At 67.3% G+C, this 25397-nt stretch carries 15 protein-coding genes; 5 read left to right on the top strand and 10 right to left on the bottom strand.

Going from position 1 to position 25397, the window contains the following annotated elements; all coding sequences use genetic code 11:
* Nucleotides 1-14 precede the first annotated feature (14 nt).
* From VF536_RS01300 to VF536_RS01325, 6 genes are all read right to left on the bottom strand, one after another.
* A complete protein-coding gene (locus VF536_RS01300; RefSeq protein WP_331612974.1) occupies nucleotides 15-2132 on the bottom strand; it encodes an alpha/beta hydrolase domain-containing protein in 2118 nt (705 codons plus the stop codon).
* Nucleotides 2132-2953: a LytTR family DNA-binding domain-containing protein gene (locus VF536_RS01305; protein ID WP_331612975.1), complete on the bottom strand. Its 822-nt coding sequence runs from the start codon at nucleotides 2951-2953 to the stop codon at nucleotides 2132-2134. Before VF536_RS01305 ends, VF536_RS01300 begins: the two co-directional genes overlap by 1 nt.
* A 37-nt stretch (nucleotides 2954-2990) precedes the next feature.
* The gene (locus VF536_RS01310) at nucleotides 2991-4166 is read right to left on the bottom strand and encodes a sensor histidine kinase (RefSeq protein ID WP_331612976.1); all 1176 of its coding nucleotides are present in this window, start codon (nucleotides 4164-4166) and stop codon (nucleotides 2991-2993) included.
* 175 nt (nucleotides 4167-4341) lie between these two features.
* Nucleotides 4342-5097 (bottom strand): class II glutamine amidotransferase, encoded by a 756-nt coding sequence (locus tag VF536_RS01315; RefSeq protein ID WP_331612977.1) that lies wholly within the window; start codon nucleotides 5095-5097, stop codon nucleotides 4342-4344.
* A 54-nt stretch (nucleotides 5098-5151) separates the two neighbouring features.
* Nucleotides 5152-6414 (bottom strand): geranylgeranyl reductase family protein, encoded by a 1263-nt coding sequence (locus VF536_RS01320; protein ID WP_331612978.1) that lies wholly within the window; start codon nucleotides 6412-6414, stop codon nucleotides 5152-5154.
* A gap of 162 nt (nucleotides 6415-6576) precedes the next feature.
* Nucleotides 6577-9189, bottom strand: a complete 2613-nt coding sequence (locus VF536_RS01325; protein ID WP_331612979.1) for a TonB-dependent receptor — start codon at nucleotides 9187-9189, stop codon at nucleotides 6577-6579.
* Nucleotides 9190-9812: 623 nt separating this feature from the next.
* Between VF536_RS01325 and VF536_RS01330 the strand changes: the two genes are divergently transcribed.
* Nucleotides 9813-12425, top strand: coding sequence for a TonB-dependent receptor (locus VF536_RS01330; protein ID WP_331612980.1), 2613 nt, complete (start codon nucleotides 9813-9815; stop codon nucleotides 12423-12425).
* A gap of 72 nt (nucleotides 12426-12497) precedes the next feature.
* The gene (locus tag VF536_RS01335; protein WP_331612981.1) at nucleotides 12498-14495 is read left to right on the top strand and encodes an alpha/beta hydrolase family protein; all 1998 of its coding nucleotides are present in this window, start codon (nucleotides 12498-12500) and stop codon (nucleotides 14493-14495) included.
* Between the two features lie 187 nt (nucleotides 14496-14682).
* Here the strand turns inward: VF536_RS01335 and VF536_RS01340 are convergent, their stop codons facing one another.
* Entirely contained in the window at nucleotides 14683-17367 is a 2685-nt protein-coding gene (locus tag VF536_RS01340) for a TonB-dependent receptor (RefSeq protein WP_331612982.1), read from the bottom strand.
* Nucleotides 17368-17702: 335 nt separating this feature from the next.
* Complete coding sequence (locus VF536_RS01345) at nucleotides 17703-19910, bottom strand: malate synthase G (RefSeq protein WP_331612983.1); 2208 nt, start codon at nucleotides 19908-19910, stop codon at nucleotides 17703-17705.
* Nucleotides 19911-20083: 173 nt separating this feature from the next.
* Between VF536_RS01345 and VF536_RS01350 the strand changes: the two genes are divergently transcribed.
* Both VF536_RS01350 and VF536_RS01355 read left to right on the top strand, forming a co-directional pair.
* Nucleotides 20084-21010, top strand: coding sequence for a LysR family transcriptional regulator (locus VF536_RS01350; RefSeq protein ID WP_331612984.1), 927 nt, complete (start codon nucleotides 20084-20086; stop codon nucleotides 21008-21010).
* Nucleotides 21007-21462, top strand: a complete 456-nt coding sequence (locus VF536_RS01355; protein ID WP_331612985.1) for a DUF2214 family protein — start codon at nucleotides 21007-21009, stop codon at nucleotides 21460-21462. The genes VF536_RS01350 and VF536_RS01355 overlap by 4 nt, the downstream gene beginning before the upstream one ends.
* An 81-nt stretch (nucleotides 21463-21543) precedes the next feature.
* On the opposite strand, the gene VF536_RS01360 is transcribed toward VF536_RS01355, so the two are convergent.
* Together VF536_RS01360 and VF536_RS01365 are read right to left on the bottom strand one after the other, a co-directional pair.
* Nucleotides 21544-21873, bottom strand: a complete 330-nt coding sequence (locus VF536_RS01360; protein WP_088408691.1) for a PsiF family protein — start codon at nucleotides 21871-21873, stop codon at nucleotides 21544-21546.
* A 167-nt stretch (nucleotides 21874-22040) separates the two neighbouring features.
* Nucleotides 22041-23423 carry a serine/threonine-protein kinase gene (locus VF536_RS01365; protein WP_331612986.1) on the bottom strand — a complete coding sequence of 461 codons (1383 nt, stop codon included), beginning with the start codon at nucleotides 23421-23423 and terminating at the stop codon, nucleotides 22041-22043.
* 86 nt (nucleotides 23424-23509) lie between these two features.
* On the opposite strand from VF536_RS01365, the gene argS reads away from it, so the two are divergent.
* Nucleotides 23510-25264, top strand: coding sequence for an arginine--tRNA ligase (argS, locus tag VF536_RS01370; RefSeq protein WP_331612987.1), 1755 nt, complete (start codon nucleotides 23510-23512; stop codon nucleotides 25262-25264).
* Nucleotides 25265-25397 lie beyond the last annotated feature (133 nt).

Below are 25397 nucleotides of genomic sequence, written 5' to 3' on the forward strand. Positions count from 1 at the left end.
CAGCGACCCCGACGTCAGCGCAGCACGTCGCTGGCCGCCGCCTCCTTCAGCAGTCGATCACGATCCGCCGGCAGGAGGAAACCTTGCGCCGCCGCGCGGCCCGCAGCGTCTTTGACCGCCGCGATGTAGCCGGCGTGATCGCGGTAGCGCTCTTCGAGTGACAAGCGCGGATCGCCCTTCGCCTCGCGCTCTGCTCGCGTCCGCGCGAACGGCACGTAGCCGCCGGCGTAGTTGCAGACCTGCCCGGCGTGGATGCCGTCGGCGGTGATGTTCCAGCCGAGGTAGGTACCCAACGGCGCCATCGACAGCACCGTCGGCACGCCGCCGATCTCGTTGCCGTCGGCGTCCACGCGCGGCACCTTCGCCGGCAGCACGCGCCTGATCCTCGGCGGGATCTGATCCGGCACGCCCGACGCTTCGACGCGGTCAAAGCCTGGCCCCCAGTCGTAATCGAAGACCGGGAAGACGAAGTTCTCCGGAAGGAAGACGCGCTCCGGGATGCTCGGCACGCCGCGCGGGAAGCCCATCGCCTCGCGCGTCGGATCGACGAGCTCGCGACGTGCCAGCGTTGGATAGCGACTCGGAGGCGGGGATGTGCCCTTCAGCACCCAATCGCGCATCGCCGCGCTGAGCACGTTGCGCAGTTCGCGGTGGGGCAGCGGATTCGGCGCGAGCGTCGCCTGCCCGAAGTTGTTGCCGGGGCAACTGAATGAGGTGGGCTCCGCCTCGTGCCGGAACCCGCCCGCGCCGCCGCCGTGCGGGCTGCCGGCGACGTAGTAGCGGCGCACGTTGGGCGCGAGCGGGATGTCGACGTCCGCCGACGATCCCACCCATTCCAGCGAGAGCTTCAACGCGTAGACCTCGGCGGCGCCGAAGTGCTCGAACACCTTGGGACAGGTCTTGCTCGCGGTGCAGCGGGTCAGCAATCCCCTTGCGGGAAGGTCTCGCGCCTTGTCGGGCCAGTCGACCCACCATTGCGGGCCTTCGCTGCCCATCTGGAAGAGCTCCAGCACGCCGTCCGGCTGCGCCCAGCGGGCGTTCGCCGCGACGCGGCGGCCCGCGATGATCGCCCACGCGCCGTCGTGGACCTGGCGACCGGCCTCGTCCTGGTTCAGGCCCATGAACAGGAACTGGCGCACCATGTTCCCCGATTGGGAGACGCCCCGGATCGCGCTGCCGCGCACCTGGCCGGCGATCGGATTGGGCGTGCCGGCGTCGTCCGCCTTCGCGAACCGGAAGAACGCGCCGACGTCGCGGAACGCGGCCATGCCGACGCCCAGCACGTAGGCGTTGCCGGCCGTGTAGACGAGCTGGTAGACCTTGTCCGGTTCGAAGCCGCCGCGCAGGCAGACGTGGATCGGCAGGTTGGACGGCGCGTGCGACGGATCGATGTCGATGGGCGTGCCGGGGAACGGCTGCCCGCGATCGCAGCGGGCGAAGGACCAGTCCTTTGGATCGACGGTGCCCGCCGTCGTGATGCGACCGTCGACGGTCTCTTTCGTGTGGACCGTCAGCGTCGTGCCGGTCGTGTCGAGCGAGACCGGCAGGTAAGGCATCGGGTTGCCCTGCACCATCAGCGGCTGCGAGTCCGGCCCGCTGCGATTGATGATGCGCGCCATCACCGTGCCGGTCACCGGCTTGCCGTCGACGCGCGCCAGGGGCGCACGGACGAAGTGGTGGCGCGCAGCCTCGGGCCGCGTGCGCGGCACCCCGGTGCTGCCCGCGTTGTCGGCTTGCCAGCCGCTGCGCAGACCGATGTCGCCGGCAGCAAGCTCGCCGGACTGCAGCCGGACTTCACCGCCGCGATTGGGCACGTCGTGCCACAGGAAGCCGCTCGAACGCCGGCGGCCGACGGGCCGGGTGAGCACCCAGTTCGTCTCATAGCGGACCAGGCCGTCCGGATCGGCGCCCAGCTTCAGATCGGTGATCACCGCGTTGTGCGGGTCGGCCGGATCGAGCTCGCCGAAGGCACGCCCGCGGATCTGCTCGTAGCCGCGCTGCTCGCCGATCAGCGGCGTCACCTCGTCGACGACGATGCGGGTCACGCGTGCGTCCGCCGCGCCGGCGGCGCACACGGCGACCGCCAGCAGCGTCGCGGCTTGAAAGCGTCGTCGCGCGCGGCGATCCCGCATCACTGACCCTTGAACAAGCCCTGGAACTGGCGCGACACCGGCAGCTTCTCCGCGCAACCCTTGAGCGAAAGCTGCATCGTGTTCTCGTCGACACGCGTGGCGCTGGTGATGAAGCGGCTGTTGACCAGCACCGAGCGGTGCACCTGCCAGAACACGCTGGGATCGAGGTCGCCCAGCAGTTCCTTGAGCGCCGTGCGTATCCACGCTTCGCCGTCACGATGCACGACGCGGGTGTAGCGGCTGTCGCTCTGGAAGAACAGGATGTCGTCGGGCGCGATCAGCTGGATCTCGCGACCCTGGCTGGCCTGGATAGGCCGCATCGAGGGCCGTTGCGAGGGCAGCAGCTGGCGCAGCAGCTCCAGCGTGGCCGCGGGCATCGCCGCCGTGGCCGGGCGGACGGTGTCGCCGCCGTCGGCCCCTTCCTCGTCCGCCATGGTGCCGTTCAAGGCCTGGCGCTGTCTCAGGCGCTGGAGGCATTGCTCCAGCCGCGCATCCTCGACCGGCTTCATCACGTAGTCGACGGCGCCGGCCTCGAAGGCCGACAACGCGTGGTCGCCATAGGCGGTGACGAACACGACCTGCGGCGGCTCCGCCAGCTGCGACAGGCGCTGTCCGACCTCCAGGCCGGACAGGCCCGGCATGCGGATGTCCAGGAAGCACAGCTGGGGCTCATGTTCGAGGCAATCGTCCCAGGCGTCGCAGCCGTTGACGCTGGCCGCGACGATCTCGATCTCCGGCGCCAGCCGGGCCAGCGCGGCGCGCAGCTGCTCGCGCGGACCTTCCTCGTCGTCCGCGATCAGGGTGCGGATCTTTGTCGTCATGTGTGCGGTCTCCCCCGGATGGTTCTTTGAAGTGTCCTCAGGCGGCTGGCACCTGGACCCACGCGAGGCAGCCCGGGGCGTCCGGCGAACCCGGCTCCAGGCCCAGGGTGGCGCGGGTGCCGAACTGGGCCTTGAGACGTTCCCGCGTGTTGGCCAGGCCCAGGCCCTCGCAGGCGCCGGGCGGAAGCCCCTGGCCGCCGTCCTGCACCTCCAGGCGCAGGCCGCCGTCCAACACCTTCACCCGCACGGCGATGTGCCCGCCGCGCAGGCTGGGCTCGATGCCGTGGGTGATCGCGTTCTCCGCCAGCGTCAGCAAGGTGCCGGGCGGCAGGCTCGCGCCGTCGATCGCGGCCTGGGCCGTCTCGTCCGTGTCCAGCGACCAGCTCAGCCGCTGCCCCAGCCGCGCTTGCATGATGTCCAGGTAGCTGCGCACGATCTGGAGCTCCTGCACCAGCGGCAGCCGGTCCTGCTCGAACATCGGCAGCGTCGCCCGCAGGTAGCGCGTCAGTGAGCGCAGCATCGGCCCGGCGCGGTCGTCGCGCGTGTCGACCCAGTGCTGCAGCGATGCCAGCGTGTTGAAGAGGAAATGCGGCTGGATCTGCGCCGTCGCCAGCCGCTGCGCCATCGCGATGCGCTCGTCCTGCGCGTCGAGTTCCGCCAGCCGCGCCCCCAGCTGCTGCGTCCGGTACAGCGTCAGGAACCACCACGACGACACCGTCAGCGTCATGCCGCCCGCGACGAAAGGCAGCAGGTCGCGGGCCTCTTCGCGGAAGCCCGCCTTCGTCATGCCCAGCGTGAACAGCACCATCAGCACGCTCAACGCGAGGGTCGCGCCGTTGAAGCGGGTCCGCGTCGGCTGGCGCCACAGCCAGCGCGAGACGCCCAGCGCGACGGACGCCATCGCCAGTCCGCCGATCAGGATCACATGCGCCAGGTGGCGCGGCAGCATCGTGTAGAAGACCAGCACCAGGACCAGCACGTTGCTCATCACGTAGCAGTCGATGGCGGAGGACCAAGTCTTGAGGCCGGAGCGCTCGATCTCCGCTTCGCTGAAGCTGCGCCGCGGACCCGGGAACAGCCATTGCGTCCAGTCGACCGGGATGGCGCCGGGATCGGCCACGGGAGGCGTCGACGCGGCTGTCGATGTCGCGGTGCCGGCCGCGGCGGGCTTGGCTTTGGGGACCGCGTCGGCGGGAGCGCTGGGCGAAGTCATGCGGCAAGTCTAGGCGAGGGGTCCGCCCGCCACCCCCGGATGCGGCGAATGGCGGTTGGCAGGGACGATCGGCCGACTGCGACGACCGAGCGGACGCCATGGCGGCCGGTGCCCCGTTCCGCTCCATCGCCTCCTCACGCTCGGCATTCGCTTCACGGGGCACCGGCCGCCACGGCTAGCACAGGGGCTCGCCGCCGACGAAGACCTTCAGGGTGCCGGGCTCGATCGAGATCCAGGACTCGTCGCGCGTCAGCGGCTCGGTGGCGACGATCGCGATGCGGTCGTCCTCGGTGGTCTTGGCGGCCAGGTCGACGCTCATGTCCTCGTCCTGCAGCGTGACGTGGCCGAACGGCGGCCGCCGCAGCAGGTAATGCAGCTTCGTCGAGCCGTGCGCCCACAGCGCCTGGCCGTTGGAGAGCAGCATGTTGAAGGTGCCGTGACCGTTCAGCCGCGGCAGCAGTTCGCGCAGCGTGTGGTTCAACTCCTCGATCGCCGGCATGTCGGCGTGCGCCTTCGCCAGTTCCTGCATCAGCCAGCAGAAGGCCTGTTCGCTGTCGGTCTGCCCGACCGGCTTGAAGGCCGCATGCAGCCGCGGCGCGAAACCCTTCAGGTCGCCGTTGTGCGCGAACACCCAGTAGCGGCCCCACAGCTCGCGCACGAAGGGGTGCGTGTTCTCGAGCGACACGACGCCCTGCGTCGCCTTGCGGATGTGGGCGATGACCACGTCGCTGCGGATCGGGTAGGTCTTGACCAGCTCCGCCAGCGGCGAGACCCGCGCGCTGTGGTGGTCGACGAAGTGCCGCAGCCCGCGACCCTCGAAGAACGCGATGCCGAAACCGTCCTTGTGCTCGTGCGCCCGCGTCGCCAGTCCGGCGAAGCTGAACATCACATCGGTCGGTCGGCGGGCATTCATGCCCATCAGCTGGCACATCGCGGTCTCTCCAGGCTCAGGTCGCGGGAGTCATCCTAGGCGACTTGCCGCCGCTCATTCCAGGAACAGCCGCGTGATCCCCTTCAGGCTCACCAGGTTGCCGGGGTTGCTGGTCTCGTTGAGCACGCCGCTCATCCGCTTCAGCAGGCGCGGACTCTTCTGCGCGCGCCAGATCAGCAGGTCGGCCAGCCAGGGGAAACGGTTCACGCGGTTGCCGCGTTCGTACAGGTCGTACTTCGGCTGCAGCGCGCGCAAGCCCTGTTCGTACTGCTCGCGGACCTGGGGGTCCGCGGCGGCGGCGGACGACGCCGCGCCGGCCGTGCCAGCGCGGTGCGCCAGGATGGCCTCCGCGGCCAGCAGGCCGGTCTCCATCGCCTTGCCGATGCCCTCGCCGGTGAACGAGTAGGTCGAGCCCGCCGCCTCGCCGGTGACCAGCAGCCCGGGCCGCGTCCAGCGCGCGCCGTTGAGCGTGCAGCGCAGCGGCGCGCCCTTGAGTTCGCCGACCAGTTCGCCCTCGGCCATCAGGCGCTTCGCGGGCGGGTAGTGCTCGACGAAGGCGTCGAAGATGGCGCGCAGGTTGACGTCCTTCTTCTGGCCTTTGCCGGCCAGGTCCTTGTGGCTGTCGGTCACGCCGACGCCGATGTTGAAGCTGCCGTCCGGCGCCGGGAAGATCCAGCCGTAACCCGGCTGCACCGCCTTGCACCAGACCACTTCCAGCGCCTTGATCTCACCGACCATCGCCGGCGCCCGCACGTAACCGCGCAACGCGACGCCGCTGGGGGTGTGGCGCTCGCACATGCCGGCCGCCGTCAGCGCCTTGGGCACCGCGCCGGTGGCCAGGATCACCCAGTCGGCGGCGATCTCGTGCGGCTGCCCGTCCATGGTGAGCCGCGCGCCGCGCACGCGGCCCTGCGCGTCTTCCAGCGCCGCCTCGAAGCGCGCCGGTGCGAGGAAACGCGCGCCGGCTTCCTGCGCGCCGAGGTTCAGGATCTCGTCGAGCTGCTTGCGCGGCAGCACCGCGAGGTGGCCCGGCACGTCGATGCGGCCGCCGCGCGGTCCGACGCAGCCCACGTGCGTCGAGCGCTGCGCCTTGGCCATCACCCGGTCCAGCAGGCCCAGGCGTTCGAGCGCCTGGTGGGCGTCCGGGATCAGCCCGTCGCCGCAGACCTTGTCGCGCCCCAGCGGCTGCTGGTCGACCATGACCACCTCCAGGCCCGCGCGGGCGAGCCAGCGCGCGGCCGCACTGCCGGCGGGGCCGGCGCCGATGATCAGGACCTGGCAGGCGGCGGGCAGAACCGCGGGCAACTCGACGGACATGGGGGCGTTTCGGACCGCAACGAAGAACCGCACATTCTAGGGAGCCTGTCGAACCGGCGGGCCCGGCGATTCCCACCCCTGCCGGGACGGCGGGGCGCGGCGTCGCAGGGACGAAAAAAAGGCGGGAGGGTCGCCCCTCCCGCCTTCATGTGGCCGTCCCGCTCAGAACGAGTAGGTGGCCCGGACGTAGTACGCGCGACCGGTCGGGTCGGCGTAACGCGAGTCCCAGCCGCCGCCCTGGAAGAGGTCTTCCTGGTTGGAGAACGGCGGTTCGCGGTCGAACAGGTTGCGCACGCCCAGGACCAGCGACAGGTCCTTGCGCGGCGCCCAGCTGCCGAACAGGTCGAAGGTGGTATACGACGGCACGCGCGCGTGGGTGCTCGGATCGAAGTCCGCGTAGCCCGACTTGTAGCGCATCGTCACGCCGGCGCCGAAGTCCTGGTAACGCCAGTTGGTCGTCAGGTTGTGCTGCCAACGGAAGATCGGACCGGACTCGCCGTAGTTGCCCACGTTGCGCACCCAGTAGCCGTCCTTGAAGTCCTGGAACTCGTACTTGGCGACGTAGGTGCTGTTCAGCGCGAAGTCGAACTGGCCGATCGCGCTGTTCAGGCGGTACTGGGCGCTCAGGTCCAGGCCGTTGGTGCGCACCTTGCCCAGGTTCAGCAGGGTCTGGTCGACGTAGCCGCACTCTTCGCCCGGGCAGTTGCTGGCGATGGACAGCGTGTTGCCAGGACCGAAGTGGAAGTACTGCTGCAGCGCCGGGTAGGTGCCGTAGTTGTTGAACAGCGCGAACTGCGGGATCGAGCCGATCGTGTCCTTCAGGTGCACCCACCAGAAGTCCACGCCCACGCTCAGGTTGGCCGCCGGTTCGACGACGAAGCCCAGGGTGGCGGTCTTCGACTTCTCGGGACGCAGGTTCTTGTTGCCGGCGTTCAGCACCTGGAACTGCGCCTCGCACTGGTTGCCGGACTGGCCGTCCGGGCACAGCAGCGGGTTGGCGTAGTTGCCGGCGGTGTTGGTGTAGGCCGGGCTGCCGTACAGCTCATACAGCGTCGGCGCGCGGAAGCCGGTCGACGCCGAGCCGCGCACCAGCAGCTCCTTCATCGGCTGGAAGCGGAAGCTGGCCTTCGGGTTGGTGGAGCTGCCGAAGTCGCTGTACTTGTCGTAACGGACCGAGGCGGTCACGTCCAGGGACTTGAGCACCGGCACGTTCAGCTCGCCGTACAGCGCGCTGACGTTGCGCGAGCCTTCGGCCAGCGAGTTCGGATCGACGCCGGTCGAGGCCGAGACCTTGGCGGCGAAGTCGGTGTTGGCGGCCGACTTGAACTTCTCGTGGCGGAACTCCACGCCCAGCGCGAGCTGCGACGGGCGGCCGGCGCCGAACCAGTCCACCAGATCGCGGCTGGCGTGTGCGTTCAGGTTGGTGACGGTGCCCTTGGCCGATTCCAGCAGGCCGTTCAGCGCGGCCTGCTGCAGCAGCGCGGTGCCGGTGGCGTCCTGGTCGCCGAACGGGTTGATGCGGCCGTCCGCCAGGCCGGCGCCGATCAGGTCGCCGTCGGCATAACCGCTGACCAGGTACTGGTCGACCTTGTTGCGGTTGTAGGACAGGTTGACCGCGTAGTCCCAGCCCAGGCCGTTGCCGTCGGCCGTGAACATCAGGCGCTGCTGGTTGTTCTTGTTGGTCTGGCCGCGCGAGCCGTTGGGGAAGTCGCGCCAGTACACCATCACCGGCTGGGTGGTGTCGATGAGCGAGCCCGCGGGCGGCGTCGGGTAGTACTTGGTGCCCGGGTTGACGTCATAACCGCCGTAAGGGACCGGGGCGACGAAGGTCGTGACCTCGTTGCGGGTCGCGAACAGCTCGGCGCCCAGCGTCAGGCTGTCGTTGACCAGCAGGCTGCCCTTGATCAGGCCGGAGGTGGTCTCGACCTTGGGGATGAAGTCGACGAACGAGGCGGTGACCAGCTTGCAGGCGCCGCCGGAATAGATCATCTGCGTCCCGGTGCAGGCGGTGCCCGTCGGGTTGTAGAAGGTCGCGTTGTCCTGCGTGTAGTTGGCCGGCGCGGTGCTGTAGGACAGGCCGCCGGGCATGCGCTGGTTGAAGCTGCGCTGCGTGCCGTCGATCGCGTCCTGCTTGCGGTAGGAGATCGAGCCGAACAGGTTGAAGCCCTGCTTCTGCAGGTCGCCGTAGCCGTAGCCGGCGTTGAAGTTGCGCGACTTGCCGCCGGTCTTCTCGGGGGAGTCGGCGCCCAGGGTGATGGTGCCCCCCTGGAAGTTGGACTTGGTGATGAAGTTGATCACGCCGCCGATGGCGTCCGTGCCGTACAGGGCCGAGGCGCCGTCGCGCAGCACTTCGATGCGGTCGATCGCCGCGAACGGGATCATGTTCAGGTCGGGCGCCGAGCCGTCGACCGCGTTGTTGGCGATGCGCTGGCCGTTCAGCAGCACCAGGGTCTTGTCGGCGCCGATGCCGCGCATGTCGGCGAAGGACGCGCCGCCGCTGTTGGAACCGATCGACTGGGCCGTGTTGCCGGTGGACTGCACCGACGACAGGTTGGCCATCACCTGCTCGACGGAGGTGATGCCCGATTTCTTCAGGTCGTCCATCTTCACCACCGTCACCGGGACCGCGGTCTCGGCGTCGATGCGCTTGATGGCCGAGCCGGTGACGACGACCCGCTCGAGCTGGGTCTGGTCCTGCTGCTGGGCGAGCGCCGGAAGGGACGCGGCCGCGAAGGTGGCGGCGACTGCCAGGCTCACCGCGTTCAATTTGTACATCTCTGCAACTCCGGTTGGTCACGCCGATCGTTGTCAGAACGGCGTAACAAAAAAAGGCCACGAGGTATCCGCGGCTGAGGGCAGTGTGCAGAAGGTCCCGTGTACTTTTGTTGCTCGGGTGCGCTTAGTAATAGGTGGGGGCGTTTGGCATTTCTGAGCCGGCACATACCAAGGAAAACCCTAGCTTCGATTTACGAATTTGTTGCTCGGTCACGACAGGTTTTGGAAAGTGCTCTCACCAGTTGGGGTTGGCCCTGTTCGGGTTACCGCTTGTTAATGTCTGCATATCCGAGCCGGTTGGTGACATTCCGTTGCCGCATGCCAACGCTCATGTCCCACACAAGACAGAAATCAAACTTTACGAATGACTTCAAGTTGTAGTTACGGCAGTCAATAGATGTTGTTGATCAATGACTTATGGCATGCCTGATGCCCAGGGCGCAACGCCTGGATCACAAGTGCACGATTTGTGACCTAGAGAGTTCCCCGACAGGGTCTCAAGGTGGCTGTCAAAAAATCAATCACTCGGATCAGCCGTCCGCCAGCGCACCCAACCCGGGCCGCGCGTCGCCGTGCTGTCTGCCGTGGTTCGAACGTTCCACAGCTCAATTGGGAAGCGACTCATGCATCAACGTACTACTCTCTCCGCGGCAGCGCTGCTGCTCCTGGGCGGCCTCACAGGCCTGGCCCGGGCCCAGCAGGCCGATCCCCCCCAGCCGAACGCGCAACTGGAGCGCGTCGAGGTCGTCGGCTCCGCCATCAAGCGCACCAACGCCGAAGGCGTGTCGCCGGTGGAAGTCCTGAGCCGCAAGCAGATCGAACGTACCGGCGCCACGTCGGTCAACGAACTGCTGCGTTCCATCCCGTCGATCGACATCTTCGACCAGGGTGAACTGGCGTCGAACTCGCCGTCCGGTTCCGGTACCGCCGCGATCGGCATGCGCGGACTGAGCAGCAGCCAGGTCCTGATCCTGCTGAACGGCCGCCGCCTGCCGGTGAACGCGCTGTACGACTCGTCGGGCGCGGGCGCCGCATTCGACATCAATTCGCTGCCCATCGGCGCGATCGAACAGATCCAGATCCTGAAGGACGGCGGCTCCGCCCTGTACGGCGCCGACGCCGTGGCCGGTGTCATCAACTTCATCACGAAGACCGATTACCAGGGTATCGAAGTCGGCGGTAGCTGGGGCCGCTCCAGCCGCGGCGACGGCACCGAGAAGCGCGCCGGCCTGTCCGCGGGCTTCGGCGATCTGAGCAGCGATCGCTTCAACGTCCTGTTGGGCCTCGACATCCTGAAGCGCGACCCGATCCTGCGCTCGGACCGCTCGCTGTCGAGCTCGGTGGACTTCCGCCGCTTCGGCTCGTCCGACGCACGCAGCTCCTTCTCGCCGACCGGCAACGTGATCAACCCGGACACCGGCGCCCTGGTCGGCGTGCCCTATGCCGCCTGCCCGGCGGACTCGCTCGGCGCGAACAACATCTGCCGCTACGACTTCAACAAGTCGCTGCTGACTGCCTACAACGGTGCGGATCGCGTCAGCGCGATGGCGATCGCGAACTTCCAGGTGTCCAACGATATCCGCGCGTTCGTGGAAGGCACGTTCTCCACCTCGAAGGACCACTTCGAGGCGCATCCGGTGCCGGACTACTTCATCGTCCCGATCACCAACCCCAACCAGCTGCCCTACGAGATCAAGAACGCCGACGGCACGGGCACCGGCCAGGTGTACATCGCCGGCCGCTTCATGCAGGGCGGCCCTCGGATCACGGACCGCAAGTCCGACTTCTACAACGTCGCGACCGGCCTGGAAGGTTCCTGGAACAAGTACGACTGGAAGGTGTCGCTGTCGCGCGGCGAGAGCAAGGTCACCAATCAGGACTACAACTACTACGACGCCGACAAGTGGGCCAACGCCACGGGTTCCGGTCTGCTGAACCCCACCATCGACACCAATGACGCCGCCTTCGTGGAAGGGCTGAAGGTCTCGCCCAAGCGCGTCGGCAAGTCGACCCTGGACACGTTCAACGCGCAGATCGCCGGCGAGCTGTACCAGCTGCCGGCCGGTCCGCTGCAGTTCGCGGTGGGTGTGAACCTGAACCGCGAGAAGCTGTCCGACGAACCCGACCTGCTGCAGCAGGAAGGCAAGGTCGTGGGCGGTATCGCCCAGGCGGCCGTCGAAGCCAAGCGCACCTACAAGGCCGTGTACACGGAACTGAGCATCCCGATCCTGAAGTCGCTGGAAGGCCAGGCTGCCGTCCGTTACGACAAGTACCCCAACGCCGACGCCACCAGCCCGCGCCTGGGCCTGAAGTGGACCGTGTCGCCGCAACTGGCCTTCCGCGGCTCGTTCACCCGCAGCTTCCGCGCGCCCGTGCTGAAGCAGCTGTACGGCGCCCAGGAAGAGGGTGCGACCACGATCACCTCGCCGGACTCGTGCCGCAAGTTGGGCGTGCCGGTCACGGTCGATCCGGTCACCGGTGAGGAAAGCTGCCTGCTGAACGCGTTCCAGGTGAACGGTGCCAACCCCGACCTGCGTCCGGAAAAGGGCAAGACCTTCAACATCGGCGCAGTGTTCGAACTCTCCAAGGACTTCAACGCCAGCATCGACTGGTGGAAGATCAAGAAGACCAACGACATCAGCTCCCCGACGATCGCCTCCGCGATCGATCAGGGCCTGTTCGAGAAGGTCGGTCCGCGCTTCAACATCTTCACCAACCTGCAGAACATCGCCGAGCGCGAGACCTCGGGCCTGGACGTGGATGCGCGCTGGCGCCTGGGTGCCACGCCGGTCGGCAACGTCACGCTGCGCAACCTGCTGACCTACAACTTCACCAACAAGACCCGCCAGGGTGACGGTGATGACTGGGCCGAGTACTCGGGCACGTACGCCACCCCGCGTTTCCGCAACAACTTCATCGTGCAGAGCGAACTCGGTCCCTGGGCGGTGAACCTGCAGTGGCGCACGGTGGGCGGGTTCTGGGACACGGATCGTCCGTTCCCGATCGCGGCCAACACCCGCAAGGTCGGCAACCATGAGGAAGGCGACGCGCAGGTCGTGTACTCCGGCGTGAAGAACCTGGAGCTGAGCTTCACGGTCAAGAACGTGTTCGACAAGATGCCTCCGCTGAGCCTGACCAACGCGTTGAGCAACACGTACACGCAGATGGGCTTCGCGGAGCTGTACACCAATCGCGGCCGCTTCTTCCAGCTGGGCGCGAAGTACACCTTCCGCTGAACTGCAGCGGCAGACGCCACACTGCAAGGGCGCCGGCAACGGCGCCCTTTTTCGTTCACAACCGATCGAGCCATGAACCAAAAGCTACCCGACACCCGTCGCCGCGCGCTCGTCGCGGCGGCCTCGCTGACGCCGGTAATCGGCCTGCCGAGCTTCGCCGCCGCCGAGCCCCCCGCGTCCACCCTGAAGGTCGAGGACTTCTTCCGCAATCCGGTGCTGTCGGGGGCGCGACTGTCGCCCGACGGCAAGCTCGTCGCCGGGACGCGCATCACCGCCAACGGCCGCGCCAACATCGTGGTCGTCGAGGTCGCCACGCGCAAGGTGAAGATCATCACCAACTTCACCGACGGCGACGTCGGCGGCCTGGGGTGGGTCAACAACACGCGTCTGTTTTTCGGCATCTCCGACCGCCAGCGCGGCGCGGACCAGCTCGGCGCGGCCGGACTGTTCGCCATCAACGCCGACGCCAGCAACTACGTCACCCTGGCTGAACGCGCCTTCATGACCGAAGGCGCCAAGCTGCTGCCCGCCGGATCGGAAGTGCATTCGAGGATCGTGGAAAACGGCGAGCCGACCGACGACATCCGTGTCGTGGCGCATTCGTACCAGGCCAAGGGCAAGGCCTCCTCGACCCTTTACCGTGTCAACACGCTGACGGGCCGCTTCTCGCCGCTGACGATCGGCGGACCGCCCAACGCGCAGCAATGGCTGGTAGATGGCAAAGGCGTGCCGCGCTGCTGCGTCACCTACCTCGACGAGGTCTTCGAGATCCATTTCCGCGAGTCGGCAGACGCGCCCTGGATGAAGGTCCTCAGCTATCGCGACGAGGACTCCGCCGATCACGTGCAGCCGGAGGCCTTCGCGCCGGACGGCCGTCTGTACGTTACGGCCCATGCGGGCAACGACACGACGGGCTTGTACCTTTTCGATCCGAAGACGGGCAAGGTCGACCCCAACCCGGTGTTCGCCGCCAAGGGCTTTGATATCGACGCCGCGCTGCGCTTCAACCGCACGGGCGATGCCGTGCAGGGCATCGACTACGAGGCCATCCAGTCCGGCACCTACTGGATCAACGAAGGCCTGGCCGCGCTGCAGTCCACCGTGGACAAGGCGTTGCCCGACACGATCAATGCCATGCAGGTCGGCGGCAAGGACGACGACCGCGTGGTGCTGGTGTTCTCCAGTTCGGATCGGGACCCCGGTCGTTATTACCTCTACCAGGTCAAGGAGGACAAGTTCCAGGGCCTTGGCGCGCAGCGCCCCTGGGTCAAGGTCGCGGAGATGCGGCCCACCACCTTCTTCCGCTACGCGGCCCGCGACGGCATGCAGATTCCCGCGCAGTTGACTTTGCCTGCAGGCGAGGGCAAGCCGCCGCTGGTGGTGCTGCATTACGGCGGTCCCTGGGTGCGGCCCATCCATTCGCGCTGGGACCCGGTGGTGCAGTTCCTCGTGTCGCGCGGCTACGCGGTGTTCATGCCGGCGCCACGCGCGTCGACTGGCTTCGGCGACAAGCTGTTCCGCGCCGGCTGGAAACAATGGGGCCTGGCCATGCAAGATGACGTCACCGACGGCGTCAAGCTGCTGATCGCGCAGGGCAAGGTCGATCCCAAGCGCGTCTGCCTGGCGGGCGCGAGCTACGGCGGCTACCTGACCATGATGGGTCTGGCCAAGGAGCCGGAGCTGTTCAAGTGCGGCATCAACTGGGTCGGCGTGACGGATCCCAGCTTCATGTTCACCGTGACCTGGACCGACTTCAACCGCTTCGGCGGGCCTGACGCTGGCCGCCGCCGCCTGATCGGGGATCCGGAGAAGGACGCCGAGCAGTTCAAGCAGACCTCGCCGTTGCTGCGCGCCGCGGAGATCCGTCAGCCGGTGCTGATGGCATATGGCGCGCTGGATGTCCGTGTGCCGCTGATCAACGGCGAGAAGATGCGCGACGCGCTGCGCGGCCACAACAAGAACGTCGAATGGGTGGTCTACCCCGACGAGGCTCACGGCTGGCGCAAGGAAGCCAACAATTACGACTTCTGGGCACGCGTCGAGCGTTTCCTGGCCAAGAACCTGGCCTGAACCTGGGCGCACATCGCACCGCGCCGGAGGCGCCCCCGTGGGGCGGCTTTTTCATGCGCCCCCACCGACGCCGGGCATCTGCGCATACAAGAAAAAACGCCGATCCGGTGACCCGGTTCGGCGTTTCTGCGTTTTTGCGTGATGCCGACATGACCCCGCCCTCAAGCGGCGTCATGACCCCCTGGCATCAGAAGCCGTAAGCGGCGCGCAGGAAGAAGGCGCGGCCGGTCGGGTCCGAGTAACGCGGGTCATAGCCGCGTTGCGAACGGGTCGACTGGTTCGAGAACGACGGGTCGGTATCGAACAGGTTCTTCACGCCCAGCGTCACCGACGTCGACTTGTTGAACTTGTAGGTGCCCGACAGGTCGACCAGGGTGTAAGTCGCCACGTTGCCGTAGAACGACGGGCCACCGACCACGGTCGTCGGATCGTTCTGGTCGGTGTAGCCGCTCTGGTGACGGATCGCCAGACGCGAACTCCAGGCGTTCATCGCCCAGGCCGCCGAGAACGTGTGCTTCCAGCGCAGGATCGGGCTGCCGTCCTTGTAGACGCCGACGTTCTGCGTGTAGTCCTTCTGCGACGGATTCGTCTGGTACTCGTAGCTGTGAACGTAGGTGCTCTCGTAAGACAGCCCCAGATTGCCCCAGCCTCCCAGCGCCATGGAGTAGGCCGCCGCAAAGTCGATGCCGTCGGTCTTGACGCGACCGATGTTGTCGTTCGTCTGAATGACGTAGCCGATGGCGTTGCTGTTCAGGTCCAGGCCGCCGCAGCGCTGCAGGTTGGCCTGAACGGCGGTCGGCAGCGTGTTGCAGCGGACGATGTTGGCGGCGTAGCGCGTCGGGTCCGCGAAGATCACGTCGATGGGCAGGACGTTGATCTGGTCGCGCAGCTTGATGTTCCAGTAATCCACCGAGAGCGTCAGCGCCTTGACCGGCTCGACCACGAAGCCCAGCGTGAAGGTCTTGGACTTCTCCGGCTTCAGGTTGGGGTTGCCGCCGTTCTGCACCTGCGGTTGCGACTGGCAGTCACGGCTCTTCACGCCGCCGTTGACCGGGTTGCCCAGGCTGTCGCACAGCAGCGGATCGTTCTTCGCGCCGGACGAGAAGGTCACGGTCTGCGGGGCGTACAGGTCATCCAGGCCCGGGGCGCGGAAGCCGGTGTTGTACGAGCCGCGCAGCGCCAGTTCCTTCATGGGCTGGAAGCGGATGCCGACCTTGGGGTTGGTCGTCGCGCCGGCGTCGGAGTAGTCGTCGCGGCGCACGGCCAGTTGAACTTCCACCATCTTGTGCAGCGGCAGCAGCAGTTCGACGCCGATGGCCTTCACGTTGCGGTCGCCGCCGACGTGGTTGGGCGAGCGGCCGGCCGACGGGATCGCCAGCACGACGTCGTCATTGGTGTCGCTCTTGTACTCTTCCTTGCGGTATTCGGCGGCGACGGCGAGCGCGGCGCGGCCGCCGGGCAGGTCGAAGATCTCCTTGGACGCGCGGAAGTCCACACCCTTGGTTTCGCCGGTCGCGTTGGCGAACACGCCGCGACGCTTGGCCTGCTCGATGATGGCCAGTTGGGCGGGCGTCGCGTTGGCGAACGGGTTGAGGTTGCCCGCGGCGACCTGGGCGCGTACGAACGGCGCGTTGACGTAGCCGTCGACGGCGGCGTCATTGGCGGTGCTCTTCGAGTACAGCGCGCCGGCACGGTAATCCCAGTCGGCGATCACGCCCGACAGGTCGGCCACGGCGCGCTCGGCGGTCGAGTGCGAACCGTTGGTCCGCGGGCCGGCCGGCACCATCCGCCAACCCACGCTGATCGGCTTGGTCGGATCGATGCCAGGGTAGGTGCTCGGGAAGAACGGATTGCTCGGCTGGATCGTGATGGCGGACACCGGGTCCGGCGCCACGCGCGCGGTGTTGTCGTTCTTGGTCGAGATCACGTCCAGCGACAGCACATGGTTGTCGCCGACCTTGACCGTGCCTCGGCCGGACAGCGTGGTCTGGTCGACATCGGGGGCGATGTCGATCGTCGAGCTGAAGTCGAAGATGCAGACCTTGTTGTTGGTCGGGTTCACGACCGACAGGGGGCCTTGGCAGGTGGGAGCCGTCGGGTTGCCCGACAGGTTGCCCTGCGTGAAGTTGCCCGGGAAGGTGGTCGGCGAGCTGCCGGCGACGCCCTTGCCCGGAATGATGCCGGTCTTGGCGAAGTCGCGGTCCAGTGCTCGGATGCGGTCGGAGCGGCGCTTGTCGAGCGAACCCCAGAAGTTCACGCGGTCCTTCTCGAGGTCGCCGAAGCCGAAGGTGACGGAAGCGCCTTCCTTCTTGCCGCCCGACTTCTGCGGGTCGGTGAACTCGACGACGGCCTGGCCGCCGCGGAAGTTGGACTTCGTGATGAAGTTGATCACGCCGCCGATCGCGTCCGTGCCGTACACGGCCGAGGCGCCGTCACGCAGCACTTCCACGCGGTCGATGACGGCGAAGGGGATGGAGTTCAGATCGACCGCGTTCGCGCCGAAGGCGAAGGCCGTCATGCGGCGGCCGTTCAGCAGGACCAGGGTCTTGTTGGTGCCCAGGCCGCGCAGGTTCGCGTAGCTGGCGCCACCGGTGCTCGAGCCGATGGAGTTCGCCCCGGTGTTGCTCGATTGGCTGGACGACAGCAGTTCGATGATCGCCTCGACGCTGGTCACGCCGGAGGCCCGCAGTTCCTCGGCCTTCATCACCGTGATCGGCAGGGCGCCTTCGTCGGAGATCGAGCGCTTGATGGCGGAGCCGGTGATCTCGATGCGTTCCAGCTGCGCGGCCTCTTGAGCGTGCGCGGCGCCGATCGAAGCCGCGAGGATCGCGGTGGCGATGCTGACGCGACGGAGTTGATGCGAAGTGGTCATGCCTACTCCCATGAAATGACAAAAATGATCGCTGTGCCGCCGTGTTTTGGTTGCTCGACACTACGTTTAAGTGAAGAAACTTTAAGGAGTAGGGAATCCCAAGGATCTCGGGGGCGTCCCGTAAGGGTTTCCGATGCTTGAGGCATGCCGTTTGCCATGGTCGGCATGTCGGAAGGCACCCAGATGCCAAAAGTCACGATGCGAGATTCTGGGAAGAAGTGCTGAAAATGATAGTGAACACAACAGAAAAGCGGCCCGGAGGCCGCTTTCGCACATGAGACGTACGCCGAACGATGCCGGCGATTCGCGACAGATGGTTACTGTTGCGTGAATATTCAGCGGGCACCGACGGTTGCCGCCGTCTTGCGCTTCAGCCGCCAGGCATGCAGCAAGGGCTCGGTGTAGCCGCTAGGCTGTTCACGCCCCCTGAACACCAGATCCAGCGCGGCCTGATAGGCCAAGCTGTTCGGATGGCCGAACATCGGTTCGTATGCCGGGTCGTTCGCGTTTTGACCATCGACGACGGCGGCCATTCGTTCGAATGTCGCCCGGACTTGTTGCTCGGTCACGACGCTGTGATACAGCCAGTTCGCCACGTGCTGGCTTGAGATGCGCAAGGTTGCACGGTCTTCCATCAGGCCGATCTGGTTGATGTCCGGCACCTTCGAGCAACCGACGCCCTGGTCGATCCAGCGCACCACGTAGCCGAGGATGCCCTGGATGTTGTTGTCCAGCTCCTGCTGCTTCTCCGCATCGCTCCAGGACGGCGCGGCCGCCACGGGGATGGTGAGCAGACGCTGCAGCAGTTCGGCGCGGTCGACGCCGGGCGCCTCGGCCTCGATCTGCTGCTGGACCTGCGCCACGCTGACCTGGTGGTAGTGCAGCGCGTGCAGCGTGGCGGCGGTCGGGCTGGGCACCCAGGCGGTGTTCGCGCCGGCCTTGGGATGGGCGATCTTCTGTTCCAGCATCGCGGCCATCAGGTCGGGCATGGCCCACATGCCCTTGCCGATCTGGGCGCGGCCGCGCAGGCCGGCGCTCAGGCCCGTCAGCACGTTGTTGCGCTCGTACGCCTGGATCCACGCACTGGCCTTCATGTCCCCCTTGCGCAGCATCGGGCCGGCGAGCATGGCGGTGTGCATCTCGTCGCCGGTGCGGTCCAGGAAGCCGGTGTTGATGAAGGCGACGCGGCTGGGCGCCGCCGCGATGCAGGCCGCGAGGTTGACGCTGGTGCGGCGCTCCTCGTCCATGATGCCCAGCTTGACCGTCGAGGCCGGCAGGCCGAGCAGCTGCTCGACGCGGCCGAAGAGCTCGTTGGCGAAGCCGACCTCGGCCGGGCCGTGCATCTTCGGCTTGACGATGTAGATCGAACCCCGGCGCGAGTTGCGCAGTCCGGAACCCGACAGCTGCTTCAGGTCGTGCACCGAGATCAGCGTCGTGATCACGGCGTCCATGATGCCTTCGGGGATCTCGCGGCCGCCCTCGAGCAGGATGGCCGGGTTGGTCATCAGGTGGCCGACGTTGCGCACGAACAGCAGCGAGCGTCCCGGCAGCACGACGTCGTCGCCGCCGTTGGCCGCCTTGTAGACGCGGTCCGGATTCAGGCGGCGGACGAAGGTGCGGCCGCCCTTGCTGACTCCCTCGGTCAGCGAGCCGCGCAGTATGCCCAGCCAGTTGCGGTAGGCCAGCAGCTTGTCCTCGGCGTCGACGGCGGCGATCGAGTCCTCGAGGTCGAGGATGGTCGACAGGGCCGATTCCATCATCAGGTCCGAGACGCCGGCGGCGTCGGCCTGGCCGATCGTCGACGTGCGGTCGAACTGGATCTCGAGGTGGATGCCGTTGTGGCGCAGCAGGACGGCGGTCGGGGTGGCTGCATCGCCCAGATAACCGATGAACTGGGACGGGTCGGCCAAGGCGACCGTGCGGCCGTCCTTCAGCGCGATAGTCAGCGCGGCGCCGTTGACGACGTAGCCGGCGGCGTCGGCGTGCGACGCGCCGGCCAGCGGCGCGGCCTGGTCCAGCACCTGGCGAGCGAAGGCGATGACCTTCGCGCCGCGCACCGGGTTGTAGCCGCCGGCGCGCTCGGCGCCGTCGGTCTCGGGGATCACGTCGGTGCCGTAGAGCGCGTCATAGAGCGAACCCCAGCGGGCGTTCGCCGCGTTCAGCGCGTAGCGGGCGTTCAGGATGGGCACCACCAGCTGCGGGCCGGCCTGGACGGCCAGCTCCGCGTCCACGTTGGCGGTCGTTGCCTTCGGGTCCGCCGGCAGCGGCACCAGATAACCGATCTGCTTCAGGAAGGCCTGGTAGGCCGCCATGTCGGCGATCGGGCCGGGGTGGGCGCGATGCCAGCCGTCGATCTCGGTCTGCAGGCGATCGCGCTCGGCCAGCAGGGCGGCGTTCTTCTCCGCGAGCTCGTGCGCGAGCGCGTCGAAGCCTTGCCAGAAGGCGGCCGGCTCGACGCCGGTCCCGGGCAGGGCCTCGGTCTCGATGAAACGGGCCAGGGCGGCATCGACCTGGAGACGGTGGTGTTGGCTGCGTGCGGTCATGACGGCTCCGAAAGACGGTTCAACGGTTCAACGGTTCGTCGACTGTAGGCGGTGAGGGGGCGGCGATTCATGTCGGCACCGGTCGAAGATCCCTGACTTTTTTGCACAAATAACAACGACAAGGGTCGTCATTCATTGCTTCGGGCGGCGCAACGGTCCAACAATCGCCGGCCATGGATCGCCTCAAACAGATCGAGTCCTTCGCGCTCGTCGCGATCAAGGGCAGCCTGACCGCCGCGGCGCAAACCGAAGGCGTGGCGCCGGCCGTGATGGGCCGCCGCCTCGATGCGCTGGAGGCGCGGCTTGGCGTGAAGCTGCTGCTGCGCACGACGCGCAAGCTCACGCTGACGCACGAGGGCATCGCCTTCCTCGAGGACTGCCAGCGCCTGCTGGCCGAATTCGCCAGCGCGGAGGCCAGCGTCAGCGCCGGTGGCGTGAAGGCGAGCGGCCATCTGCGGATCACCGCGCCGGCGGGATTCGGCCGGCGCCATGTCGCGCCGCTGGTGCCGGCCTTCCTGTCGCGGCACCCGGAGGTCAGCGTGTCGCTGAACCTCAGCGACCGCGTCGTCGACATCGTCAACGAGGGCTTCGACTGCGCGGTGCGTGTCGGCGATCTCACCGATTCCAGTCTGATCAGCATGCGCCTGGCCGACAACCGCCGGCTTTGCGTGGCGGCCCCGTCCTATCTGAAGCGTGCCGGCACGCCGAAACATCCGTCCGAACTGATGCGGCACGAGTGCCTGACGCTGAGCTCCGACGCGAGCCAGACGCGCGGCTGGGCGTTCCGCATCGACGGCCAGGTCTTGCACCTGCGGCCCAGCGGACGGCTCGACTGCAGCGACGGCCAGGTGCTGCACGACTGGTGCCGGCAAGGGCTCGGCCTGGCCTGGCGCAGCACCTGGGAAGTGGCCGCGGCGCTGCAGGCGGGCGAGCTCGTCAGCGTGCTCGACGACTTCGCCGCGCCGCCCAACGGCATCTTCGCCGTGCTGCCCCAGCGCAAGCACCTGCCGCTGCGCGTGAGGCTCTGGATAGACTTCCTGAAAGAACACCACGGCAGCCCCGACTACTGGGCCCGCGCATCCACCTGGGAAACCCCATGACCCTCGAAGCCCTGCTCGCCGGCCTGCACATCGTGGCCATCCTCAGCCTGGTCGTCTTCCTGTCGAGCCAGGCGGCGCTGTGCCGCAGCGAATGGATGAATCCGGCGGTCGTGCGCCGCCTGTCGCGGCTGGACATGATCTACGGCATGACCGCGGTGGCGGTGCTGCTCACCGGCCTGGCCCGCACCTGGTGGGGCATGAAGGGCCTGGGCTGGTACTGGCACCAGCCGCTGCTGCATTTCAAGTTCGGGATGTTTGTCGTGATCGGGCTGATCTCGATCAAGCCGACGCTGACCTTCCGCCGCTGGCTCAGGACGCTGGACGGCGGCGGTGGCCTGCCGAGTGAGGCAGAGATCCGTTCGACGCGTCGCCTGATCATGATGCAGGCGCACCTGCTGATCCTGATCCCGATCGCGGCGGTGATGCTCGCGCGCGGCGTACTGACGAAGTGAACAAGGCCCTCGCGAGAGGGCCTTGTTCATGGGGGCTGACGCTCGCTTCGCAGCGTCACGCACGCCTGCGACCCGTCACAGTCACTTGGCGGACAAGCACTCTTTCATGAAGGCCTTGCGGGCATCGCCGGTCTTGCCCTTGGCGTCGGCGTTGCACGTCGTCATCTTGGTCTGCTGAGCGGTCTTGGCCGGTGCCGAGGCCGTCTCGCCCTTCAGGCAGCTGCTCATGAAGGCCTTGCGCTCGTCGCCGGACTTGTCCTTGGCATCGGCGTTGCAGGACTTCATCAGCTGCTGCTGCTTCAGCTGCTTCTCGGACGGCGCCTTCTTGGCATCGTCCGCGGCATGCGCGCCCAGCGCGGCCAGCGCGAGCAGGGCACCAGCGAACAGCGAGGTCGGGGTCAGGTGTTTCATCACTCTCTCCTACGGGGCTACAGGGGGTTTGGGGAAGGACCTGTGAAGCAGTTGAGCATACGAACGAACCGCCCTCAAGTGCGGTTGACGTACGTCAAGAAACCCGATGACCCGGACCGGTTGGCCTCGATTCGACTCGCGCCTGCTGGTGCGAGTCAGATGGCCACTCACATGATCCGGCGCGGAGACGCCAGCGCCTCATGGGCGAGATGGAGCCGCCTGACCAGGACCTGTATGAAAGCCCGGTCGAAACGGTGCTGGCACTCGGGACTGAGCTGCCCCAGCGAGTCCGGTGTAAAGGACACGGTCGTACAAAGTTGGGTCACCTTGATGTCGGTGCTGTGGCGGCGCAGATCCGGATTCGGCGCGAGATACGCCATCTCGCCGACCGAGGTGCCGGTGCCCAGCGTCGCGACCAGCGCGCCGTCGCGCCAGACCTCGACCTCGCCCTGCGTGACGATGTGGAAGGTGTTGCCTTCCTGGCCTTTCTTGAACAGCAGGTAGTCGAGCGGATACCGGCGCCACCGCGCGCGCCGCACGACCTCCCAGAGCTCGACATCGCCGAAGCCCGCGAAGAACTCCAGCCCGCGCAGCAGGTTGAAACGCTCCGAGTCCTTCACCTCGTTCAGCCGTGCCAGCGGAACCAACTGCTTCGCGACCAGTTCCGACAGCGCCTGGCCGAAGGACTCCCAGTCGGGGTAGCGCTCGGACGGATGCTTGTAGAGCGCCCGCTGGATGACCGCGTCCAGTTCCGCCGTCACGCCGCCGCGCTGGCCCAGCAGCGGCTGCGGCGCCTGGTGGTAGATCTGGTGCATCAGCGCCATCTGGTTGGGCGCGTCGAAGGGCGGGCGGCCGCAGACCATGTGGTACAGCACGGCGCCCAGCGCGTAGATGTCCGCCTGCGCGCCGACATCGCCGCCCTCGATCTGCTCGGGCGGCATGTAGGCCAGCGAGCCGACGCGATGCACCTGCGTCATGTCGGCGTTGAGGTTGAGCGCGCTGCCGAAGTCGCTCACCTTCACGTCGGTGACCTGACCCTGGCTGTCGAGCACCGCCAGCAGGTTCGCGGGCTTGATGTCGCGGTGGACGACGCCCTGGCGGAACACATACGACAGCGCCATCGCGCACTTGAACCCGAGTTCGACGATCTGGTCCAGCGGCAGCAGCCGGTCGTTGCGGCAGAAGTGCTTGAGCGTGACGCCGTGGACGAACTCCATGACGAGGTAGGGCAGGTCGCCGTCCTGCACCGCGTCCAGGATCTGCACCACGTTCGGATGCTGCAGCCGGCCGGCCAGCGCGGCCTCGGCGGCGAAGAAGCGGATGCTGAGCGTGTCTTCCTCGGACCGGCCGCCGGCCGACCAGGCGCGCATGCGTTTGATGGCGACCTCCTGGCCCTTGAAGTCGTCCATGGCGAGGAAGACGTCGCTGGTCGCGCCCTCGCCCAGTCGTCTCAGCACGCGGTACTTGCCGATCTGCTCGGGCAGGTCGGCCAGTCCGCCGAGCGTCGAATCGGAAAAGGTGGAGGGACGGAGGTCGTCGGAGGCGCTCATCGGAGGGCCATCCTGCCCCAGGGAGAGGGTGCGGGCAAGAGGGGCGCACGGTCTCTTACAGGGCAGGTCCCCTAAAATGCGGCCCCATGATCCAAGCCAAGCAGGAATTGCTCGCCGCCCTCGGCACCGTGCTCGAGGGCCTGAGCCAGGAGGCCGTCGACGGCGGCCTCATCAAGGCCGCGCCCGCGGCCGCTTTCGAGAACCCCAAGCAAGCGTCGCACGGCGACTTCGCCTGCACGGCGGCGATGCAGCTGTCCAAGGCGCTGAAGAAGAATCCGCGCGAGCTGGCGCAGACGCTGATCGCCCAGCTGCAGGCGCAGCCCGCCTTCGAGCGCTGGGTCGAGGCGCTGGAGATCGCTGGTCCCGGTTTCATCAACATCCGCCTGAAGCCGGCGGCGCGCCAGGCCGTGGTCGGCGAGGTCTTCGCCGCGACGTCGCGCTTCGGCCACCAGCCGGCGCGCGAGACCTCAGCGCTGGTCGAGTTTGTCTCCGCCAATCCCACCGGTCCGCTGCACGTCGGCCACGCGCGCCAGGCGGCGCTGGGCGATTCGCTCTGCCACCTGTTCGAGACGCAGGGCTGGAAGGTCAGCCGCGAGTTCTATTACAACGACGCCGGCGTGCAGATCGGGACGCTGGCCTACAGCACGCAACTGCGCATCAAGGGCTTCAAGCCCGGCGATCCGGTCTGGCCGACCGAGGAAGACAACCCCGAGAGCAAGAAGTTCTACAACGGCGAGTACATCCAGGACATCGCCGAGGCCTTCCTGCGCAAGGAGACGGTGAAGGCCGACGACCGCGAGTTCACCGCGTCGGGCGATCCGGACGACATCGACTCGATCCGCCAGTTCGCCGTGGCCTTCCTGCGCCACGAGCAGGACCTGGACCTGCAGGCGTTCGGGCTGCGCTTCGACAACTATTTCCTCGAGTCCTCGCTGTACAGCGGCGGCCAGGTCGAGGACGCCGTGTCGCGCATCATCGCCAACGGCAAGACCTACGAGGACGGCGGCGCGCTGTGGCTGCGCTCCACCGACTACGGCGATGACAAGGACCGCGTGATGCGCAAGTCCGACGGCACCTTCACCTACTTCGTCCCTGACGTCGCGTACCACGTCAACAAGTTCAAGCGCGGCTTCTCCAAGTGCATCAACGTCCAGGGCAGCGACCACCACGGCACGATCGCCCGGGTGCGCGGCGGCCTGCAGGCCACCGGCGTCGGCATCCCGCAGGGCTTCCCCGACTACGTGCTGCACAAGATGGTGACCGTCATGAAGGACGGCGGCGAGGTCAAGATCTCCAAGCGCGCCGGCAGCTACGTGACGCTGCGCGACCTGATCGACTGGACCAGCCGCGACGCGGTGCGTTTCTTCCTGATCAGCCGCAAGGCCGACACGGAGTTCGTCTTCGACGTCGACCTGGCGCTCAAGGCCAACGACGAGAACCCCGTGTTCTACGTGCAGTACGCGCATGCGCGCATCTGCTCGGTGCTGCGCAAGGGCGTCGAGCAGGGCCATGACGAGGCCGCGGTGGCCGGTGCCGACCTGTCGCTGCTGGTCGCGCCGACCGAAGCCGCGCTGATGCTCAAGCTGGCGGACTATCCGCGCATGCTGACGGCGGCGGCGCAAGACCTGGCCCCGCACGACGTCGCCTTCTATCTGCGCGACCTGGCCGGCGCGCTGCACAGCTACTATGGCGCCGAACGCGTGCTGGGCGACGACCCGGCCCTGACGCGCGCACGCCTGGCGCTGCTGGCCGCGACGCGGCAGGTGATGCGCAACGCGCTGGCGGTGCTGGGGGTGTCGGCCCCGGACGCGATGGAACGTGACTCGCAGGAGCAGCAATGAGTAAACAGAAGCAGCGCGGCGGATTCGCCATGGGCCTGATCGTGGGCCTGCTGCTGGGGCTGGGGATCGCGCTGGGCGTGGCCCTGTACGTGACGAAGGCCCCGGTGCCTTTCGTCAACAAGCTGCCGCAGCG

This window comes from Roseateles sp. (assembly GCF_036486225.1).
GTDB lineage: Bacteria > Pseudomonadota > Gammaproteobacteria > Burkholderiales > Burkholderiaceae_C > Roseateles.

Coding starts and splice junctions, on each gene's coding strand:
- VF536_RS01305 (WP_331612975.1), bottom strand. CDS start 2,953: ATGACGACAAAGATCCGCACCCTGATCGCGGACGACGAGGAAGGTCCG.
- VF536_RS01340 (WP_331612982.1), bottom strand. CDS start 17,367: ATGACCACTTCGCATCAACTCCGTCGCGTCAGCATCGCCACCGCGATC.
- VF536_RS01325 (WP_331612979.1), bottom strand. CDS start 9,189: ATGTACAAATTGAACGCGGTGAGCCTGGCAGTCGCCGCCACCTTCGCG.
- VF536_RS01330 (WP_331612980.1), top strand. CDS start 9,813: ATGCATCAACGTACTACTCTCTCCGCGGCAGCGCTGCTGCTCCTGGGC.
- VF536_RS01315 (WP_331612977.1), bottom strand. CDS start 5,097: ATGTGCCAGCTGATGGGCATGAATGCCCGCCGACCGACCGATGTGATG.
- VF536_RS01320 (WP_331612978.1), bottom strand. CDS start 6,414: ATGTCCGTCGAGTTGCCCGCGGTTCTGCCCGCCGCCTGCCAGGTCCTG.
- VF536_RS01345 (WP_331612983.1), bottom strand. CDS start 19,910: ATGACCGCACGCAGCCAACACCACCGTCTCCAGGTCGATGCCGCCCTG.
- VF536_RS01300 (WP_331612974.1), bottom strand. CDS start 2,132: ATGCGGGATCGCCGCGCGCGACGACGCTTTCAAGCCGCGACGCTGCTG.
- VF536_RS01355 (WP_331612985.1), top strand. CDS start 21,007: ATGACCCTCGAAGCCCTGCTCGCCGGCCTGCACATCGTGGCCATCCTC.
- argS (WP_331612987.1), top strand. CDS start 23,510: ATGATCCAAGCCAAGCAGGAATTGCTCGCCGCCCTCGGCACCGTGCTC.
- VF536_RS01350 (WP_331612984.1), top strand. CDS start 20,084: ATGGATCGCCTCAAACAGATCGAGTCCTTCGCGCTCGTCGCGATCAAG.
- VF536_RS01365 (WP_331612986.1), bottom strand. CDS start 23,423: ATGAGCGCCTCCGACGACCTCCGTCCCTCCACCTTTTCCGATTCGACG.
- VF536_RS01335 (WP_331612981.1), top strand. CDS start 12,498: ATGAACCAAAAGCTACCCGACACCCGTCGCCGCGCGCTCGTCGCGGCG.
- VF536_RS01310 (WP_331612976.1), bottom strand. CDS start 4,166: ATGACTTCGCCCAGCGCTCCCGCCGACGCGGTCCCCAAAGCCAAGCCC.
- VF536_RS01360 (WP_088408691.1), bottom strand. CDS start 21,873: ATGAAACACCTGACCCCGACCTCGCTGTTCGCTGGTGCCCTGCTCGCG.